This is a genomic window from Aquibium sp. A9E412, from assembly GCF_030398335.1.
Taxonomy (GTDB): Bacteria; Pseudomonadota; Alphaproteobacteria; order Rhizobiales; family Rhizobiaceae; genus A9E412.
In genome coordinates this window covers 1-17,216 of sequence record NZ_JAOAOP010000074.1, presented here as the reverse complement: position 1 = coordinate 17,216, position 17,216 = coordinate 1, and the positions used below count along the sequence as shown (strand labels likewise).

Genomic DNA, 17,216 nt, shown 5'->3' with positions numbered 1-17,216 from the left:
CATCAGACTGCGCAGAAAACGCGCTGCCAGAAACAACCAATACCTCGCTCACATCCTCCAGCCCTTGCCGCGTTAACCCGGATTCACTGCCGTGCCCGGCGGCCGCCGGCGAGACGGACCCGGCCCGGCTCAGGCAGCGCCGGCGCGCGCCAGCGCCCGCTTCTCGCGGCGCCGGTGCACCGAGGAGGCGATGCCCAGCGCCTCGCGGTACTTGGCCACCGTGCGGCGCGCGATGTCGACGCCGTCGCGGCGCAGCGCCGCCACGATGGCGTCGTCCGACAGCACCGCACCGGCCGGCTCGGCCTCGATCAGCCGGCGGATGCGCGCGCGCACCGCCTCGCCGGAATGCGCGTCGCCGCCGTCGGCATCGGCGATCGCCGAGGAGAAGAAGTAGCGCAGCTCGAAGGTGCCGCGCGGCGTCAGCATGTACTTGCCGGCGGTCACCCGGCTGACGGTCGATTCGTGCATGCCGATCGCGTCGGCCACCATGCGCAGGTTGAGCGGCCTGAGCTGGGCGACGCCATGGACCAGGAAGGCGTCCTGGCAGCGCACGATCTCGCTCGCCACCTTGAGGATGGTGCGCGCCCGCTGGTCGAGGCTGCGCGTCAGCCAGTTGGCGCTCTGCAGGCAGTCGCTGACGAACTGGCGGTCGTGCTGGCTGGCGCCGCGCGAGACCGCCGCGGCGTAGACCTGGTCGACGACCAGCCGCGGCAGCGTGTCGGGGTTGAGCTCGACGGCCCAGCTTCCGTCGGCGGCCGCGCGCACCAGCACGTCCGGCACCACCGCGTCGGCCGGCGCGCTCGAGAAGGCGGCGCCGGGCTTCGGGTCGAGGGCGCGGATCTCGCCCAGCATGTCGACCAGGTCCTCCTCGCCGACGCCGCAGAGGCGCTCGAGCGCGCGGAAGTCGCGCCGGGCGAGCAGGTCGAGCCGGCCGAGCAGCGCGCGCATCGCCGGGTCGAGCCGGTCGCGCGCGGCGAGCTGCAGCGCCAGGCAGTCGGCGAGGTCGCGCGCGAACAGGCCCGGCGGGTCGAAGCCGCGGCAGGTCTCCAGCACCGCCTCGACAGCGGCGGTCTGCGTGCCGAGCGCGGCGGCGATCTCGTCGGGCGCCGTCGTCAGATAGCCCGCCTCGTCGAGCGCATCGGCGAGCGCGGCGGCGATGCGCCGGCGCTCCGGGTCGGCGAAGGTGAAGCCGATCTGCTCGCCGACATGGCCGGCCAGCGTCGGCGCCGCGCTGGTGGCATCGGCGATCTCGGCGCCGTCGAGCGGCACGCCGCCGCCGCGCACCGACTTCCACTGCGCCGACAGCGCCGGCGCCAGTGCCTCGCGGCGGCCCGGATCGTCGGGAAAGACGTTCTCCAGCGAGCTGTCGAGGCGCGCGGCCATCGCCTCGGCGCTCCGGTGCTGCGCCGCTGCGCCGTCGGCGTCCTGCGACGGGCCGGCGTCCGCCGGCCGCTCGCCACGCTCCAGCAGCGGGTTGCGCTCGATCTCGGCGTCGATGAAGCGCTCGAGCTCGGCATGCGGCATCTGCAGCAGCCGGATCGACTGCATGAGCTGCGGCGTCATCACCAGCGCCTGGCTCTGACGCATATGGAGCTTGGCCGAGAGCGCCATTGGTCCCTGTCCGTTGCCGCGCGGCGACCGCCGCGCCGGCCCAGCGATAGAAACTGGCCCGGGATTTGCTTGTCAAGGCGAGGCTAGCCGGCCGGCGTTACCGTCCGGTTAGCGGCCGCCGGGGCGGCTTCGCGTTTTCCGCGGCGCGGCGCGCGCCAGGTGGGCCGCGCGCATGTCCGCGAGCCGCGAGAGGGACCTAGAGGGTGAAGCCTTCGCCGAGATAAAGGCGGCGCACGTCGGGATTGCCGACGATGTCCTCCGGCCGGCCGTGCGTCAGCACCTGGCCGGCGTGGATGATGTAGGCGCGCTCCACCAGGCCGAGCGTCTCGCGCACGTTGTGGTCGGTGATCAGCACGCCGATGCCGCGCGCGGTCAGATGCCGCACGAGCTGCTGGATGTCGCTGACGGCGATCGGGTCGACGCCGGCGAACGGCTCGTCGAGCAGCATGAAGTTGGGGTTGCTGGCCAGCGCGCGGGCGATTTCGAGGCGGCGCCGCTCGCCGCCCGACAGCGAGATCGACGGCGCCTTGCGCAGATGGCCGATGTGGAACTCCTCGAGCAGCTCGTCGAGGGCGCGCTCGCGCGTGCGCCGGTCGCGCTCGACCACCTCGAGGATGGCGCGGATGTTGTTTTCCACCGACAGGCCGCGGAAGATCGAGGCTTCCTGCGGCAGGTAGCCGATGCCGAGCCGGGCGCGCCGGTACATCGGCATCGCGGTGACGTCGTTGCCGTCGATCAAGATCGAGCCGCTGTCGGCCGGGATCAGCCCGGTGACCATGTAGAAGCAGGTGGTCTTGCCGGCGCCGTTGGGGCCGAGCAGGCCGACCGCCTCGCCGGCGCGCACGCCGAAGGAGACGCCCGAGACGACCTGCCGGCCCTTGAAGCTCTTGGTCAGGCCGCGCGCGATCAGCGTGCCCTCGCGCCCGCCGGTCGCCTCCGCCGGCCCCTCGGGAACCGGCGCGGCCTCGGCTTCGGCCTTGCGGAAACGCGACAGGAGCGACAAGCGCCGGCCCTACCGCTCGACGGAGCCGGGCTTGAGCAGCATCTTCACGCGGCCGGTCTGGGCGCCCTCGCCGCAGCCCTCGAGCCGCGCCTGGCCCGAGCGCATCTGCACCACCAGCCGGCAGCCGACGATCACGTTGTCGCCCTCCGACAGCACGACCTCCTCGCCCGACAGCACCAGCACCTCGCTCTCCATGTCGAAGGTGCCGCGATCGCCGGTCGCCACCTGGTCCTCGGAGCGCACATAGACCTTGCCGTCGGCCTCCAGCCGCTCGATGCTCGACGTGCCGGTGGTGGCCGAGCCGGAATCGCGGGCGTAGTGCACCACCAGCCGGCCGGACTTGAGCACCGTCTGGCCCTGCGCGACGGCGACGTTGCCGGAGAACACGGCGATGCCTTCCTCCTCGCGCACCTCCAGCGCGTCGCTCTCGATCTGGATCGGCTCGTCGCCCGACAGCTTCAGGCCGGTCAGCCGGCTGTCGCCGGTCTGGGCGTGGGCGAGCGGCAGCGCCGTGCCGCCGGCTAGCGCCAGCGCCAGCGCCAGGCGCGACGCCCGGCGGCCGATGCCGCGAAGACCCTCATTCATCCGTGCCGCCTCCCGCCGTTGCCCCGCCGCCGAGCTCGAGCCGGCCGGGAGAGATGTCCACCCGCACGCGGCGCTCGAAGCGCAGGACCTTGCCGCCGTCGTCCACACGCATGGATTGGGCGGCGATGCGCGCGCCGTCAAGCTCGATCTCGACCGGCTCGTCGGTGCTGAGCGCGCCGGCGTCGATGTCGACGCTGGCCGACTTCAGCCGCGCCACGATGCCCGAGGTGGTGCGCAGCGTCATGCCGTCGGTGATGTCGAGCGTGTTGGCCGTGCGGTCGTAAAGGCCCGCCGCGGCCGAGATCCGCGCCCGGGTGCCGGCGTCGATCGGCACCTCGGCGTCGATCTCCTCCAGCGCGATCGCCGAGCTGTCGCCGAGCGCCTGGCGCGCCCGCGCGGCCGTCATCTCGTAGCGCAGATTGTCCTTGGTGAAGCCCTCGAGCTTCGGCGCGTCCATCACCAGGCTGCCGTCGTCGAAGCTGACGGAGCCGATGTCGACGGCCTCGACGCCGCTCGAGGCGAGGTAGGAATAGCCGATGAAGCCGAGGCCGATGGCCAGCGCGGCCGCCGGCAGCGCGATCTTGAGGACCCGCACCTGCAGCGAATGGCGCCGCGCGCGGCGAAACGCCCGGTCGCCGCGGCTTCGCGCTCCGGGGCGGCCCGACCGCGCGGCACGCTCCTCGGCAGGCAGTCCGCTGGCGCCCTGCATCGTCGCGACGTTCCCGATCTCTTTCTGCTCCCCGGCATTGCACTGCGGGACATAGGCTGCGGCTTGTGCCCCATCGCCGCACGCCCGGCAAGGCAAGCGGCGCCGCGCGTACGCGGGTCTGCGCAACGCGTCACGGTTTGCACCGCAATATGGCCATTTTGGGGTTGCATCGACCCGCTGCCGGCGGCATGGCAATGCGCCGCGAGGCACGCGGCGGCGGTAGCCACGCGGCCGGCCTTGATCTAAAACACGCGGACCGCTCCCGCTTTTCTCACGAGGCACGCCATGGCCACCAGAGCCGACGACCTGATCGATCGCCGACGCCTGCGGCGCAAGCTCACCTTCTGGCGCGTGGCGGCGGTCGTCGTTCTTGTGATCGCCCTGGTCGTCGGCTCCAGCGCGCTGATGGGCGACGGCCCGTGGACGCCGGCCTCCGGCGCCCACGTCGCGCGCATCTCGGTGGAAGGCACCATCGTCGAGGACGAGGAGCTGCTCGAGCGGATCGAGCGCGTGCGCAAGTCCGACGCGGTGAAGGGCGTCATCCTGACGGTCGATTCGCCCGGCGGAACGACGGTCGGCGGCGAGGCGATCTTCGAGGCGGTGCGCGCGCTCGCCGAGGAGAAGCCGGTCGTCGCCCAGGTCGGCACGCTCGCCGCCTCCGCCGGCTACATGATCGCCAGCGCGGCCGACCACATCGTCGCGCGCCAGTCCTCCATCGTCGGCTCGATCGGCGTCCTGGTGCAGTTTCCCGACGTCACCGGGCTGATGGACAAGATCGGCGTCGAGCTGGTCGAGATCAAGTCGTCGCCGCTCAAGGCCGAGCCCTCCCCCTTCAACGAGACGACGCCGGCCGAGCGCGCGATGATGCGCGCCATGATCCTCGACAGCTACGACTGGTTCGTCGATCTGGTCACCGACCGCCGGCCGCTCAGCCGCGACGAGGTGCTGGCGCTCGCCGACGGCTCGATCTTCACCGGCCGCCAGGCGGCCGAGCGGCGGCTGGTCGACGCGCTGGGCGGCGAGAAGACCGCGCGCGCCTGGCTGACCGAGCAGGGCGTCGACGCGGATCTGAAGGTCGTCGAGTGGAAGCCGCGCGATCGCGGCGGGGTGACGCTGGTGCCCGGCTTCCTCGCCGCGGCGGCCGCGCGGTTGCTCGGCCTGCCGCAGGACGGCCCGCAGCTTCTGCGTGCACTCGGCGCCGAGCGCATCTTCCTTGACGGTCTTCTGTCGGTCTGGCAACCTGAAAATGGCGGCGAAATCGATTAAAAATCCAACGAAATCATTCCTGTAACACAAGCCGCCCAGGTCGGGGGAAGGCAATGATCAAGTCCGAGCTCGTGCAAACCATAGCCAATCGGAATCCGCATCTCTTCGTGCGCGACGTCGAGAACATCGTCAACGCGATCCTCGAGGAGATTTCCGAGGCGCTGGCGCAGGGCAACCGCGTCGAGCTGCGCGGCTTCGGGGCCTTCTCGGTGAAGAACAGGCCGGCCCGCACCGGCCGCAACCCGCGCACCGGCGAGGCGGTCGAGGTGGAGGAGAAGTGGGTTCCCTTCTTCAAGACCGGCAAGGAGTTGCGCGAGCGGCTCAACGCCCACAAGTGACCGCCCGGCGTGCCGGCCCGGCGCGCAGCGCACAGCGAAAGACGCCATGTTCAACCGTTTCGTCGCCCTTCTCGTGCTTCTGCCGATCGCCGTGGTGCTGATCGCGCTGGCGGTCGCCAACCGGCATGCGACCGTCTTCACCGTCGACCCGTTCGATCCCGGCAATCCGGCCCTGTCGGTCGAGCTGCCGCTCTACGTCTACCTGTTCGCCGCGCTGGTGCTCGGCATGCTGATCGGCAGCCTGGCCACCTGGTTCAAGCAGGGCCGCTACCGCCGCCGCGCCCGCGAGCGCGAGGCCGAGGCGCAGAAGCTGCGCCAGGCCCAGGCGCGCGGCACGCCGCAGAACGCGCCGCAGATCGCCGGCCCGGGCGCCTGAGCCGCGCCATGATCCGCATCTCCGCCGAGGACGTCGACCGCTGCCTCGATCCGGCCGGGCTGGTCGAGACGCTGCGCCAGGCCTTCCGGGTCGGCGCCGTGCAGCCGGTGCGCCACCATCACACGATCGAGCGGCCCGAAGGCAGCGCCAACACGCTGCTGCTGATGCCGGCCTGGACCGACATGGCCGCTGCAGCCGCCGGTGCCGAGGCGCATGTCGGCGTCAAGGTCGCCATGGTGGCGCCCGACAACGGCGCCCGCGGCAAGCCGGCGGTGATGGCGACCTATCTGCTGATGGACGCGCACACCGGCGAGCCGCAGGCGCTGATCGACGGCCAGCGGCTGACGCTGTGGCGCACCGCCTGCGCCTCCGCGCTCGCCGCCGACTATCTGGCGCGCCGCGACGCCGTCCGCCTGCTGATGGTCGGCGCCGGCGCGCTGGCGCCCTATCTGGTGCGCGCCCACGCCGCGGTGCGGCCGATCCGCCGCGTGACGGTCTACAACCGCTCGCCCGAGGCGGCGGAGCGGCTCGCCCGCCGACTCGCCGACGACGGCTTCGAGGCCGACACGACGCGCGACGTCGACGCTGCGGCCGGCGCGGCCGACATCGTCTCCTGCGCCACGCTGTCGACCGTGCCGCTGGTGCATGGCGCGGCGCTCGCGCCCGGCACGCATGTCGACCTGGTCGGCGCCTTCTCGCCGACGATGCGCGAGAGCGACGACGCCGCGGTGGCCCGCGCCCGCGTCTATGTCGACACCCGCGCCGGCGCGCTCAAGGAGGCCGGCGACATCGTCCAGGCGCTCGAATCGGGCGCGCTCGCCGAGGCGGCGATCGCCGGCGACCTCTACGCGCTGACGCGCGGCGAGGCGCAAGGCCGGCAGGACGACGCGGAGATCACCCTGTTCAAGTCGGTCGGCGCCGCGCTCGAGGACCTGGCCGCCGGCATCGCGGTCTACCGTCGCTTCGCCGAGGCCGGCGCCTGCGGGCGGGCCGGCGCGTCCGGCGCCGGCTGATCCGGGTCCCGCGCGATGGCACGACCGCCCGGACGACAGCCCGCCTCCGGCGGCAAGCGGGGCAAGCGCGCCCCGGCTTCCGAGGGGCCGCCGCTCGGCCGGCCCGAAGGGCGCCGCCGCGGCGAGCGCGAGGCGGAGCGGCCGCCCGGCCGGCGCGCACCCTCGGCCGCCGAGACCGCCGCCGCCCAGCGCGCCGGGCGCCAGCCGCCGGCGCGGCCGGACGGCGCCCTGCCGGACGAGCGCGTGCCGCTCGTCCTTGAGGTGACGCCGGGGCCGGACTATGCGCTGGTCGATTGCGGCGACGGCCGCAAGCTCGAGCGCTACGGCCCGCTGACGATCGTGCGGCCGGAGGCGCAGGCGCTGTGGCGGCCGGCGCTCGGCGCGGCCGACTGGGCGCGGGCCGACGCCGTGTTCACCGGCGACACCGACGAGGAGGGCCTCGGCCGCTGGCATTTCCCGCACGCGCCGCTCGGCGAGACCTGGCCGATGGCGCATGACGGCATCGCCTATCTCGGCCGCTTCACCTCGTTCCGCCATGTCGGCGTGTTTCCCGAGCAGGCCTCGCACTGGAGCCACATGGAAGCTCTCATCCGCTCCGCCGGCCGCCCGGTGCGCGTGCTCAACCTGTTCGGCTACACCGGGCTCGCCTCGCTGGTCGCCGCGCGCGCCGGCGCCGAGGTGACGCATGTCGACGCCTCGAAGAAGGCGATCGGCTGGGCGCGCGAGAACCAGGCGATGGCGCGGCTGGCCGACCGGCCGATCCGCTGGATCTGCGAGGACGCGGTCAAGTTCGCCGAGCGCGAGGCGCGCCGCGGCAACGGCTACGACATCGTGCTGCTCGATCCGCCCGCCTACGGCCGCGGCCCGAAGGGCGAGGTCTGGCAGCTCTTCGAGGACCTGCCGCATCTGGTGGCCACCTGCCGCCGGGTGCTGACGGCGCGGCCGCTCGCCGTCGTGCTGACGGCCTATTCGATCCGTGCCTCCTTCTTCGCCATCCACGGGCTGATGCGCGAGCGCTTCGCCGGCATGGGCGGCCGTGTGGAATCGGGCGAGCTGGTGATCCGCGAGGAGGCCACGGGCCGCGCGCTGCCGACCTCGCTGTTCGCGCGCTGGGTGGCGGCATGACGTCGGCCGGCGGCGAACGCCGCGGCGTCGGCCGCGTGCGCGAGGTCACCAGCCTCGCCAACCCGCTCGTCAAGGACATCCGCGCGCTGGCGCTGAAGAAGCACCGCGACCGCGAGCACGCCTTCATGGCCGAGGGGCTGAAGCTCGTCATCGACGCGCTCGACGGCGGCTGGACGATCCGCACGCTGGTCTACGGCAAGGCCGGGCGCGGCAACGCGGCGGTCGAACGCGCCGCAGCGCGCACCGTCGCCGCCGGCGCCACCGTGCTCGAGGTCAGCCAGAAGGTGCTCGCCGCCATCACCCGGCGCGACAATCCGCAGGTGGTCGTCGGCGTGTTCGAGCAGCGCTACCGGCCGCTCGAGGCGATCCGGCCGGCCGGCGACGCGCTCTGGGTGGCGCTCGACCGGGTGCGCGATCCCGGCAATCTCGGCACCATCATCCGCACCGTCGACGCGGGCGGCGCCAGCGGCGTCATCCTGGTCGGCGAGTGCACCGACCCCTATTCGCTGGAGACCGTGCGCGCCTCGATGGGCTCGATCTTCGCCGTGCCGCTCGCCCGCGCCGGCGCGGACGCCTTCCTCGCCTGGCGCGCGGGCGCCGGCGTGCGCCTCCTCGGCACCCATCTCGCCGGCGCCGTCGACTACCGCGACCTCGGCGCGTCCGACGGTCCGCTCGTGCTCGTGATGGGCAACGAGCAGCAGGGCCTGCCCGAGCCGCTGGCGGCCGCCTGCGACCGGCTGGTGCGCATTCCGCAGGCCGGCCGTGCCGATTCGCTCAACCTGGCCGTGGCCACCGGCGTCATGCTCTACGAGCTGCGCCGCGACGCGCTGCCGCGAACGCCGGAGCCGGCCCCGTGACGGCGCGCGCACTGACCGGCTACGGCGCCGTGGCGGTCGCCGCCGTGTTCGCCGACCAGGCGATCAAGTGGCTGGTCGAGGCCGGCCTGCCGGTGCACGCGCGGCTCGACCTGCTGCCCTTCCTGGCGCTCTATCACACGCACAACACCGGCGTCGCCTTCTCGATGTTCTCCGGCGTCGGCAGCACCGGGCTCAGCCTGTTCGTGCTGGCGGTGATCCTGTTCATCTCCTATCTGGCGCTGCGCACCGACGCCGACCAGGTGTTCGCCCGCTTCGGCTTCGCGCTGATCATCGGCGGCGCCGTCGGCAACCTGATCGACCGCGCCGTGCGCGGCTACGTGGTCGACTACGTGCTGGTCTTCACGCCCGGCTGGTCGTTCGCCATCTTCAACCTGGCCGACGCCTTCATCACCGTCGGCGCCGGGCTCGTCATCCTGCAGGAGCTGATCGCGCTGGCGCGCGAGCGCCGCCGCCGGCGCGACCGTTGAGCGCGCGGCGTTGACCTCGCCCGCCGCGCGGCCCAGACTCCGCCATCACGCCAGCCATCGGGGAGCGCCATGCCGGACCGTTTCAAAGCCGTTCTGATCAGCCGCGACGAGGACAAGAAGCAGTCCGTCGACATCGTCACCCTCAGCGAGGACGATCTGATGGAAGGCGACGTGACGGTGCGCGTCGAGGCGACCACGGTCAATTACAAGGACGGCCTGGCGATCACCGGCAAGGCGCCGGTGGTCAGGCGCTTTCCGCTGATCCCCGGCATCGACTTCGCCGGCACGGTGCTGCGCTCCAGCCACGACGACTGGAAGGAGGGCGACGCGGTCGTGCTCAACGGCTGGGGCGTCGGCGAGACGCATCACGGCGCCTATGCCGAGCGCGCGCGGGTCAGCGGCGACTGGCTGGTGCCGCTGCCCGAGGGCATGAGCGCGCACGAGGCGATGGCGATCGGCACGGCCGGCTACACCGCGATGCTGTGCGTCATGGCGCTCGAGCGCCACGGCATCGATCCCGACCGCGGCCCGGTGGTCGTCACCGGGGCGGCCGGCGGCGTCGGCTCGGTCGCCGTCGCCGTGCTCGGCAAGCTCGGCTACGAGGTGATCGCCTCGACCGGCCGGCCGCACGAGGCCGGCTACCTGAAGGACCTCGGCGCGGCCGAGATCATCGACCGCGACGAGCTGTCCGGCCCGGCCAAGTCGCTCGGCCGCGAGCGCTGGGCCGGCGGCGTCGACGCCGTCGGCAGCCACACGCTCGCCAACGTGTTGTCGATGACCGCCTATGGCGGCGCGGTGGCGGCCTGCGGGCTCGCCCAGGGCATGGACCTGCCGGGCAGCGTGGCGCCCTTCATCCTGCGCGGGGTGAGCCTGCTCGGCATCGATTCGGTGATGGCGCCGAAGGCGCTACGGCTCGAGGCCTGGCGGCGGCTCGCCACCGACCTCGACCGCGACAAGCTGGCCGCGCTGTCGACGACGATGCCCTTCGACGCGATCCTCAACGCCGCCAACGACATCGTCGCCGGCAAGGTGCGCGGCCGCCTCGTCGTCGAGATGTAGCGGCGCCGGCCGGCGCGCCGGCGGCGATCGCTAAGATTCGAGCGTTCGTCCAAAGCCTTCCCTAAGCGGCGGGCGCTACGATCACGCCCCATGAACGGGCAGTCCCAACGCGTGATCGAGCGGCCGAATGCCGCCATGGCCTCGCCGGCCCCGGCGCCGCGCGCGGCCGTTCGGCCGACCGCCGCGCCGCTCCGCCGCGGCCTGTCGGGCGGCGCCCAGATCGCGCTCGCCTGCGCCACGCTGGCGAGCGCCGGCCTGGCGCACTGGAGCGGCGCGCCCGTGCCGCTCGCCGCCGCGCTTGCCGGTCTCGGCCTGTTCGGCCTCGGCATCGCCGTGCGGGCGGCGCGCGAGGACGCCGACCTCGCCGCCGCGCTCGACGCCGACGCGGCGGCCAGCCGCGACGAGCTCGAGGCGCTCGCCGACCGCATGTGGGAGCTGCAGGAAAGCGAGGAGCGCTTCCGCGGCCTGATCGACGCGCTTGGCGACATTGTCGTGCACCGCGACCGCGAGGGCCGCATCGTGCACGCCAACAGCGTGCTCGGCACGTTGCTGGAATGCGCGCCGCAGACGCTGATCGGCCGCACGCTGGGCGAGCTCGGCATCGAGATCGGCCTGGTGCCCGACGCCGCCTTCGCCGACGGCGAGTGCCTGAGCTCGACCGACGTGGCGATCCACACGCGCAACGGCCAGCGCTGGTTCTCGTGGATCGAGCTGTCGGTGCGCGACAAGCAGAGCGACCAGGTCTCGCACCGGGCGATCGCGCGCGAGATCACCGCGCGCAAGCGCGCCGAGACGGCCAGCATCAAGGCGCGCGAGCGCGCCGAGCACGCCAGCCGCGCCAAGTCGCGCTTCCTCGCCGCGGTCAGCCACGAGATCCGCACGCCGATGAACGGCATCATGGGCATGGCGCGGCTTCTCGCCGACACCGAGCTGACGCCCGAGCAGCAGACCTATGTCGGCGCCGTGTCGACCTCGGCGAGCTCGCTTCTTGCGCTGATCGAGGACCTGCTCGACTACTCCAAGATCGAGGCCGGCCGGCTCGAGCTCGAGCCGCAGTCGGTGTCGCCGCGCGAGCTGGTCGAGACCGTCGTCGAGCTGATGGCCGCGCGCGCCTTCGCCAAGGGCATCGGTCTCGGCTGCCACGTGGCGCCCGACGTGCCGCGCACCGTCGAGGCCGATCCGGGCCGGCTGCGCCAGGTGCTGCTCAACCTGATCGGCAATGCCGTCAAGTTCACCGACACCGGCGGCGTGCTGGTCACCGTCGGCAGCACGCGGCTGGCCGACCGGCCCGCGCTCGGCATCTGCATCGCCGACAGCGGCCCGGGCATGAGCGAGGCCGACATGGCGCGCGTGTTCGAGGAGTTCGAGCAGGCCGACGGCAGCGCGACGCGGCGCCATGGCGGCGCCGGGCTGGGCCTCGCCATCTCGCGCCGCATCGTCGATGCGATGGGCGGTGCGCTGACGGTGGAGAGCGTGCCCGGCGAGGGCTCCGACTTCACCGTCGTCGTGCCCGCGCCCGGCGCCGGCGAGGGCGCGACGGTGGAGGCGCAGGCCGCGCTCGCCGGCGCCACGGCGCTGCTGGTCACCCCGCACGCCATGGAATCGCGCGCCATCGCCATGACCATCGAGGCCTGCGGCGGCACCGCGCTGTGCGCCTGCACGGCCGAGGAGGCGCTGCGCCTGGCGCGCGAGGCGGCGCGGCCCTTCGACCTGGTGCTGCTCGACGCGGCGCTGGAAAGCGAGGACGGCGGGCTTCTGGAGCGGCTGCGGCTGACCGACGGCTGCCCGGGCCGGGCGGTGACGCTGATCGCGCCCAACGAGCGCGGCCGCATCGCCGAGCTGCGGGCGGCCGGCTATGCCGCCTTCCTGGCCCGGCCGGTGCGCAGCGCCACCCTCCTGCGCGTGCTGCTGGCGCCCGAGGGCGCGTCGGCCGGCACCGCCGCGACGCCCGCCGGCACCGCGCGGGCGCGCCGCCCGGCCGCCGGCCGCGGCCTCCGGGTGCTGATCGCCGAGGACAACGAGATCAACGCCATGCTGGCCCGCGCCGCGCTCACCAGAGCCGGCCACGCGGTCGAGGTGGTGAGCAACGGCCGCGCCGCCGTCGCCGCCGCGACGGCCGCCGACAGCGCCTACGACCTCGTGCTGATGGACCTGCACATGCCGCTGATGGACGGACTCGACGCCATCGGCGCGATCCGCCGGCACGAGGAGGAGGAGGGCCGTCCGCCGCTCACCATCATGGTGCTGACGGCCGACGGCCAGGAGGCGACGCGGCACGGGCTGCTGGCGCACGGCGCCGACGGCTTCCTCACCAAGCCGCTCGACCCCGATGCGCTGGTGGCGGCGGTGGAGGACCGCGTCGCCTGAGGCGGGTGCCTGCCGCGCCGTCAGCTTGCCGCACGCCGGGCGGCGGGTTAGTGTCATCGTCCTGTTGCAGCCGAGTCATATCTCCGCGCCACCCGCTGCCAGAGGAGAATCACCGGTGCAGGGCGCCTCGCTGGACCGCAACATCGCCGCCGCCAACGCCGGCCCGCCGTCCGGCAGGCCGGCCGGTCGCCCGGATCTCGTCGATGCGGGCGGCGTGCTCGGCCGGCTCGGCACGCTCGAGGTGCGGCTGGCCCGCGACGAGCGCGAGGTGGCGGCCGCGCAGCGCGTGCGCTACGACGTCTTCTACGCCGAGCTCGGCGCCCGCATGCCGGAAAACGCCACCACCGACCGGCGCGACGCCGACCGGTTCGACGCGCTGTGCGACCATCTGCTCGTCTTCGACACGGCGATCGCCGGCCCGGCCGAACGCCAGATCGTCGGCACCTACCGGCTGCTGCGCCAGGAGAAGGCGGAAGCCGCCGGCGGCTTCTATTCCGACGAGGAGTTCGGGCTCGAGGCGCTGATCGCGCGCCATCCCGGCCGCCGCTTCCTCGAGCTCGGCCGCTCCTGCGTGGTGCGCGAATACCGCACCAAGCGCACCGTCGAGCTCTTGTGGCAGGGCATCTGGGCCTATTGCCGGCGCTACGCCATCGACGTGATGACCGGCTGCGCGTCGTTTCCCGGCACCGTGCCGGCGGCGCATGCCGAGGCGCTGTCCTTCCTGGCGCATTTCTGCCGCGCCGAGGGCGCCTGGGCGGTCTCGGCCCTGCCGCACCGCTTCCGCAGCATGGACCTGATGCCGGCCGAGGCGGTGCGGCCGCGTGCCGCCGTGTCCGCCATGCCGCCGCTGGTCAAGGGCTACCTGCGGCTCGGCGCCCGCTTCGGCGAGGGCTGCGTCGTCGACCGCGACTTCGGCACCACCGACGTCTTCGTCGTGCTGCCGATCGATGCCATCGCCGAGCGCTATCTCAACTACTACGGCGGCGAGACGCAGCGCTTCGCCGTCAACCGCGCCTGAGTGCGGCTCAGGACGCGGCGACGCGCGCCCGGTCGGGCACCGGGCCCGGCCGCTCGATGCGCGCCCAGCCGGGCCGCTCGAACAGGAACCGGCCCCGGCCCGTCCACCGCACCAGCCCGTAGAGCACCACCGGTCCGGCGACGGCGGCCGCCGTCACCACCGCGGAGGCGAGGCCGATGTCGGGGATGAGCCCGGTCTTCAGCAGGACGACGCGGGTGACCGCCATCGGCAGGAAGAAGGCGAGATAGACGACGATCGAGTGGGCGCCGAGCCAGACCAGCCAGCGCATCGCGGCGCGGCCGGACAGGAGCGCGGCGACGCCCACCACGACCAGCGAGCCGGCCAGGCCGAGCCCGAGCGAGACGACGGGCAGCTCCGACAGGCCGCCGGTGGCGCCCGAGTTGCCGAGGTCGGCCTGCAGCCAAGGCACCAGCGCGTCCGGCGCCGGCGTGAACACCAGCGCCGCGTTGAGCGGCGCCCAGACCGCCAGCCCGGCGAGAAACAGGCCGGGCCGCGCGCGCACCCGCTCGGCGAAGGAGAAGACGTGGGCGGCGAAGGCGTAGCCGACGAAGAAATAGACGTAGCGGCTGGCGAACTCGTCGAAGATCACCGAGCCGGTGTGCACCGGCAGGATCTCCATCACCGCCGCCCAGACGAAGACCAGCCACGCCGGCAGCGTGCGCACCAGCCGCGTGAACAGGAAGAACAGCGGCAGGATGTAGATGAACCACAGCGTGCCGAAGGGCTGCACGAAGGCGAGCGCATAGGCCTCGAGCGGCGCGCGCCAGCCGCCCTCCATCGCCATGCCCGGCGCCTTGAAGGCGAACTGGATGGTCAGCCACAGCACGTAGAAATAGGCGAAATGGACCACCTTGCGATCGATGTAGCGGCGCCATGGCCGGTCGATGACGAGCCCCAGGAACAGGCCCGAGATCAGGAAGAAGTCGGGCATGCGGAAGGGCCGGGCGAAGGACACGACATGGTGCATCCAGCCCTGCTGGCCGGCGGCCAGCTCGAGCCCCAGCACCGAGTGCACCATCACCACCATGATGATGCAGAGCCCCTTGGCGGTGTCGACCCAGGCGACCCGTGTCCCGTCTGACATGCGGCGTTCCTTTCGGTCTCCGGCGGCCGGGCGCGGCGGCCCGTCGGCGCGAGACTAGCCGCGCGCGCGCAACCAAAGCGTTAAGCGGCCGGCCGGCCGGTGCCGCTGCTTAACGGCGCCTTAAGCCGCCGTGCCTATAGCATTGGCCGCCGGGTGATCGCATCCGGCGTGGCACACATGCGGCGAAATCAATGCGATAGACCACGATGTCGCGCACAGACCGCCTCACGCGTCTCGCCATCACGGTCTGGCGTTGCGGCGGCCGAACGCGCGCCGGGGACGGGACGACACATGGCCGGCAGGAAAGCCAGGAAGCGCATCGAGCCGACATTCGACCGGCCGCCCGCCCGCGGCCGCGCGGCCGGCGGCCTGTCGGTCAGCGAGGAGGATCGCGTCGTGCCGCGCTCCGGCGGCAAGCGGCGTCCGGCCGGCAAGGCCACCGCGCGCGGCAAGGCCGGCGCCGGGCGCGGCAGGTCCGGCGCGCGGCGCAAGCGCGGCACGCGCCGCCGGCGCGGCCTGTTCGGGCTTGTGCGCGCCGCCGTCTACTGGTCGCTGGTGCTGGCGCTGTGGGCCGGCATCGCCGGCGTGGCGGTCGCCGCCTATTACGGCGCCAAGATGCCGAGCGCGACCACTTGGTCGATCCCCGACCGGCCGCCCAACGTGCGCATCGTCGCCGCCGACGGCCGGCTGATCGCCAATCGCGGCATGACCGGCGGCGCCGCGCTCGGCCTGCACGAGATGTCGCCGCACATCCCGCAGGCGGTGATCGCCATCGAGGACCGCCGCTTCTTCGCGCATTTCGGCGTCGACCCGATCGGCCTGGCGCGCGCCATGGCCGAGAACGTGGCGCAGCGCCGCGTCGCCCAGGGCGGCTCGACGATCACCCAGCAGCTCGCCAAGAACCTGTTCCTGGAGCCCGAGCGCACCGTCGAGCGCAAGGTGCAGGAGGTGCTGCTGGCGCTGTGGCTGGAGCGCCGGCACTCCAAGACGCAGATCCTGGAGATGTATCTCAACCGCGTCTATTTCGGCTCCGGCGCCTATGGCGTGGAGGCGGCCGCGCGGCGCTACTTCAACAAGTCGGCGCGCGACGTCACGCTGTCGGAGGCGGCGCTGCTGGCCGGCCTGCTCAAGGCGCCGTCGCGGCTGTCGCCGGCGCGCGACCCGCAGGCGGCCGAGACGCGCGCCCAGGTGGTGCTGGCGGCGATGCGCGCCCAGGGCATGATCGGCGACAGCGAGATGACCGCCGCCATCAGCGCCCCGGCGACGCGCGCGCCGGCCTACTGGACCGGCGCCGAACACTACGTCGCCGACCGCGTGATGGAGGAGCTGCCCGGGCTGATCGGCGAGGTGCGGGCCGACGTGGTGGTCGAGACGACCGTCGATCTCGGCCTGCAGAAGGCGGCCGAGCGCGCCATCCGCGGCCGGATCGACGCCGAGGGCAAGGCGCTCGCGGTCTCGCAGGGCGCCCTGGTGGCGATCGACACGTCCGGCGCCGTGCGTGCCATGGTCGGCGGCTACGACTACGCCAACAGCCAGTTCGACCGCGCGTCGGAGGCGCGCCGCCAGCCGGGCTCGGCCTTCAAGCCCTTCGTCTACCTGGCCGCGCTGGAGCAGGGCCGCACGCCGGCCAGCGTGCGCAACGACGCGCCGGTGCGCATCGGCAAGTGGACGCCCGAGAACTACCGCGGCAAATACTACGGCCGGGTGACGCTGGAGGAGGCGCTCGCCCGCTCGCTCAACTCGGTCGCCGCGCAGCTCGCCATGGAGGTCGGCCCGAAGGCGGTGGTCGAGGTGGCCCGCCGGCTCGGCGTCGAATCGCGGCTCGAGCCGAACGCCTCGATCGCGCTCGGCACGTCGGAGGTGACGCCGCTCGAGCTGACGGCGGCCTACGTGCCGTTCGCCAATGGCGGCTACCGGCCGGAGGTGCATGTCGTGCGCCGCGTCCTGTCGGCGTCGGGCGAGGTGCTCTACCGGCGCCCGGAGCGGCGCCTGCCGCGGGTGATCCGGCCGGACGCGGTCGGCATGATGAACGCGATGATGGCGCGCACCGTCGCCGAGGGCACCGGCCGGCGCGCCGCGATCGGCCGCCCGGCCGCCGGCAAGACCGGCACCAGCCAGGCCGCGCGCGACGCGTGGTTCGTCGGCTACACCGCCGACCTCGTCGCCGGCGTGTGGTTCGGCAACGACGACGGCACGCCGACCAAGGTGACCGGCGGCACGCTGCCGGCGATGGCCTGGCACGACTTCATGCAGGCCGCGCATCAGGGCGCGGCGGTCGCCGCGCTGCCCGGCCGCT

16 protein-coding genes are annotated in these 17,216 nt (G+C 73.3%); 11 read left to right on the top strand and 5 right to left on the bottom strand.

Annotated elements, in window-relative coordinates; all coding sequences use genetic code 11:
* Window positions 1–129: 129 nt before the first annotated feature.
* From rpoN to lptC, 4 genes are all read right to left on the bottom strand, one after another.
* On the bottom strand, window positions 130–1,611 hold the full coding sequence (gene rpoN / locus N1F89_RS18110; protein WP_290085812.1) for an RNA polymerase factor sigma-54: 1,482 nt from the start codon (window positions 1,609–1,611) through the stop codon (window positions 130–132).
* A gap of 196 nt (window positions 1,612–1,807) precedes the next feature.
* Window positions 1,808–2,521, bottom strand: a complete 714-nt coding sequence (gene lptB, locus N1F89_RS18105; RefSeq protein ID WP_290085814.1) for an LPS export ABC transporter ATP-binding protein — start codon at window positions 2,519–2,521, stop codon at window positions 1,808–1,810.
* 102 nt (window positions 2,522–2,623) lie between these two features.
* Window positions 2,624–3,199 carry an LptA/OstA family protein gene (locus tag N1F89_RS18100; RefSeq protein ID WP_290085811.1) on the bottom strand — a complete coding sequence of 192 codons (576 nt, stop codon included), beginning with the start codon at window positions 3,197–3,199 and terminating at the stop codon, window positions 2,624–2,626.
* Window positions 3,192–3,794 carry an LPS export ABC transporter periplasmic protein LptC gene (gene lptC, locus N1F89_RS18095; RefSeq protein WP_290085809.1) on the bottom strand — a complete coding sequence of 201 codons (603 nt, stop codon included), beginning with the start codon at window positions 3,792–3,794 and terminating at the stop codon, window positions 3,192–3,194. Before lptC ends, N1F89_RS18100 begins: the two co-directional genes overlap by 8 nt.
* A gap of 399 nt (window positions 3,795–4,193) precedes the next feature.
* Here lptC and sppA point away from each other — a divergent pair, with 399 nt between their 5' ends.
* The 10 genes from sppA (at window position 4,194) to N1F89_RS18045 (ending at window position 13,815) form a co-directional block, all read left to right on the top strand.
* Entirely contained in the window at window positions 4,194–5,174 is a 981-nt protein-coding gene (gene sppA, locus N1F89_RS18090) for a signal peptide peptidase SppA (RefSeq protein ID WP_290085808.1), read from the top strand.
* A 53-nt stretch (window positions 5,175–5,227) separates the two neighbouring features.
* Window positions 5,228–5,512: an integration host factor subunit beta gene (locus tag N1F89_RS18085; protein ID WP_290085807.1), complete on the top strand. Its 285-nt coding sequence runs from the start codon at window positions 5,228–5,230 to the stop codon at window positions 5,510–5,512.
* A 46-nt stretch (window positions 5,513–5,558) separates the two neighbouring features.
* A complete protein-coding gene (locus N1F89_RS18080) occupies window positions 5,559–5,888 on the top strand; it encodes a lipopolysaccharide assembly protein LapA domain-containing protein (protein ID WP_290085806.1) in 330 nt (109 codons plus the stop codon).
* Between the two features lie 8 nt (window positions 5,889–5,896).
* On the top strand, window positions 5,897–6,901 hold the full coding sequence (locus tag N1F89_RS18075; RefSeq protein WP_290085805.1) for an ornithine cyclodeaminase family protein: 1,005 nt from the start codon (window positions 5,897–5,899) through the stop codon (window positions 6,899–6,901).
* Window positions 6,902–6,916: 15 nt separating this feature from the next.
* Entirely contained in the window at window positions 6,917–8,026 is a 1,110-nt protein-coding gene (locus N1F89_RS18070; protein WP_290085804.1) for a class I SAM-dependent methyltransferase, read from the top strand.
* On the top strand, window positions 8,023–8,883 hold the full coding sequence (locus N1F89_RS18065) for an RNA methyltransferase (RefSeq protein WP_290085803.1): 861 nt from the start codon (window positions 8,023–8,025) through the stop codon (window positions 8,881–8,883). Before N1F89_RS18070 ends, N1F89_RS18065 begins: the two co-directional genes overlap by 4 nt.
* Complete coding sequence (gene lspA / locus N1F89_RS18060) at window positions 8,880–9,371, top strand: signal peptidase II (RefSeq protein ID WP_290085802.1); 492 nt, start codon at window positions 8,880–8,882, stop codon at window positions 9,369–9,371. Before N1F89_RS18065 ends, lspA begins: the two co-directional genes overlap by 4 nt.
* A 69-nt stretch (window positions 9,372–9,440) precedes the next feature.
* The gene (locus N1F89_RS18055; RefSeq protein ID WP_290085801.1) at window positions 9,441–10,430 is read left to right on the top strand and encodes an MDR family oxidoreductase; all 990 of its coding nucleotides are present in this window, start codon (window positions 9,441–9,443) and stop codon (window positions 10,428–10,430) included.
* Window positions 10,431–10,520: 90 nt separating this feature from the next.
* Complete coding sequence (locus N1F89_RS18050; protein WP_290085800.1) at window positions 10,521–12,797, top strand: response regulator; 2,277 nt, start codon at window positions 10,521–10,523, stop codon at window positions 12,795–12,797.
* Between the two features lie 214 nt (window positions 12,798–13,011).
* Window positions 13,012–13,815 carry a GNAT family N-acetyltransferase gene (locus N1F89_RS18045; RefSeq protein WP_290085813.1) on the top strand — a complete coding sequence of 268 codons (804 nt, stop codon included), beginning with the start codon at window positions 13,012–13,014 and terminating at the stop codon, window positions 13,813–13,815.
* A 7-nt stretch (window positions 13,816–13,822) separates the two neighbouring features.
* On the opposite strand, the gene N1F89_RS18040 is transcribed toward N1F89_RS18045, so the two are convergent.
* Window positions 13,823–14,920, bottom strand: a complete 1,098-nt coding sequence (locus N1F89_RS18040; protein WP_290085799.1) for an acyltransferase family protein — start codon at window positions 14,918–14,920, stop codon at window positions 13,823–13,825.
* A 291-nt stretch (window positions 14,921–15,211) separates the two neighbouring features.
* Here N1F89_RS18040 and N1F89_RS18035 point away from each other — a divergent pair.
* Window positions 15,212–17,216, top strand: a 2,005-nt coding sequence (locus N1F89_RS18035; RefSeq protein ID WP_290085798.1) for a PBP1A family penicillin-binding protein, incomplete at its 3' end; no start/stop codon positions are given.

Bases quoted from the DNA above. Each gene is read 5' to 3' on its own strand.
- N1F89_RS18040 (WP_290085799.1), bottom strand. From the start codon at position 14,920: ATGTCAGACGGGACACGGGTCGCCTGGGTCGACACCGCCAAGGGGCTC.
- N1F89_RS18100 (WP_290085811.1), bottom strand. From the start codon at position 3,199: ATGAATGAGGGTCTTCGCGGCATCGGCCGCCGGGCGTCGCGCCTGGCG.
- rpoN (WP_290085812.1), bottom strand. From the start codon at position 1,611: ATGGCGCTCTCGGCCAAGCTCCATATGCGTCAGAGCCAGGCGCTGGTG.
- N1F89_RS18075 (WP_290085805.1), top strand. From the start codon at position 5,897: ATGATCCGCATCTCCGCCGAGGACGTCGACCGCTGCCTCGATCCGGCC.
- N1F89_RS18050 (WP_290085800.1), top strand. From the start codon at position 10,521: ATGAACGGGCAGTCCCAACGCGTGATCGAGCGGCCGAATGCCGCCATG.
- sppA (WP_290085808.1), top strand. From the start codon at position 4,194: ATGGCCACCAGAGCCGACGACCTGATCGATCGCCGACGCCTGCGGCGC.
- N1F89_RS18055 (WP_290085801.1), top strand. From the start codon at position 9,441: ATGCCGGACCGTTTCAAAGCCGTTCTGATCAGCCGCGACGAGGACAAG.
- N1F89_RS18070 (WP_290085804.1), top strand. From the start codon at position 6,917: ATGGCACGACCGCCCGGACGACAGCCCGCCTCCGGCGGCAAGCGGGGC.
- N1F89_RS18065 (WP_290085803.1), top strand. From the start codon at position 8,023: ATGACGTCGGCCGGCGGCGAACGCCGCGGCGTCGGCCGCGTGCGCGAG.
- N1F89_RS18085 (WP_290085807.1), top strand. From the start codon at position 5,228: ATGATCAAGTCCGAGCTCGTGCAAACCATAGCCAATCGGAATCCGCAT.
- N1F89_RS18080 (WP_290085806.1), top strand. From the start codon at position 5,559: ATGTTCAACCGTTTCGTCGCCCTTCTCGTGCTTCTGCCGATCGCCGTG.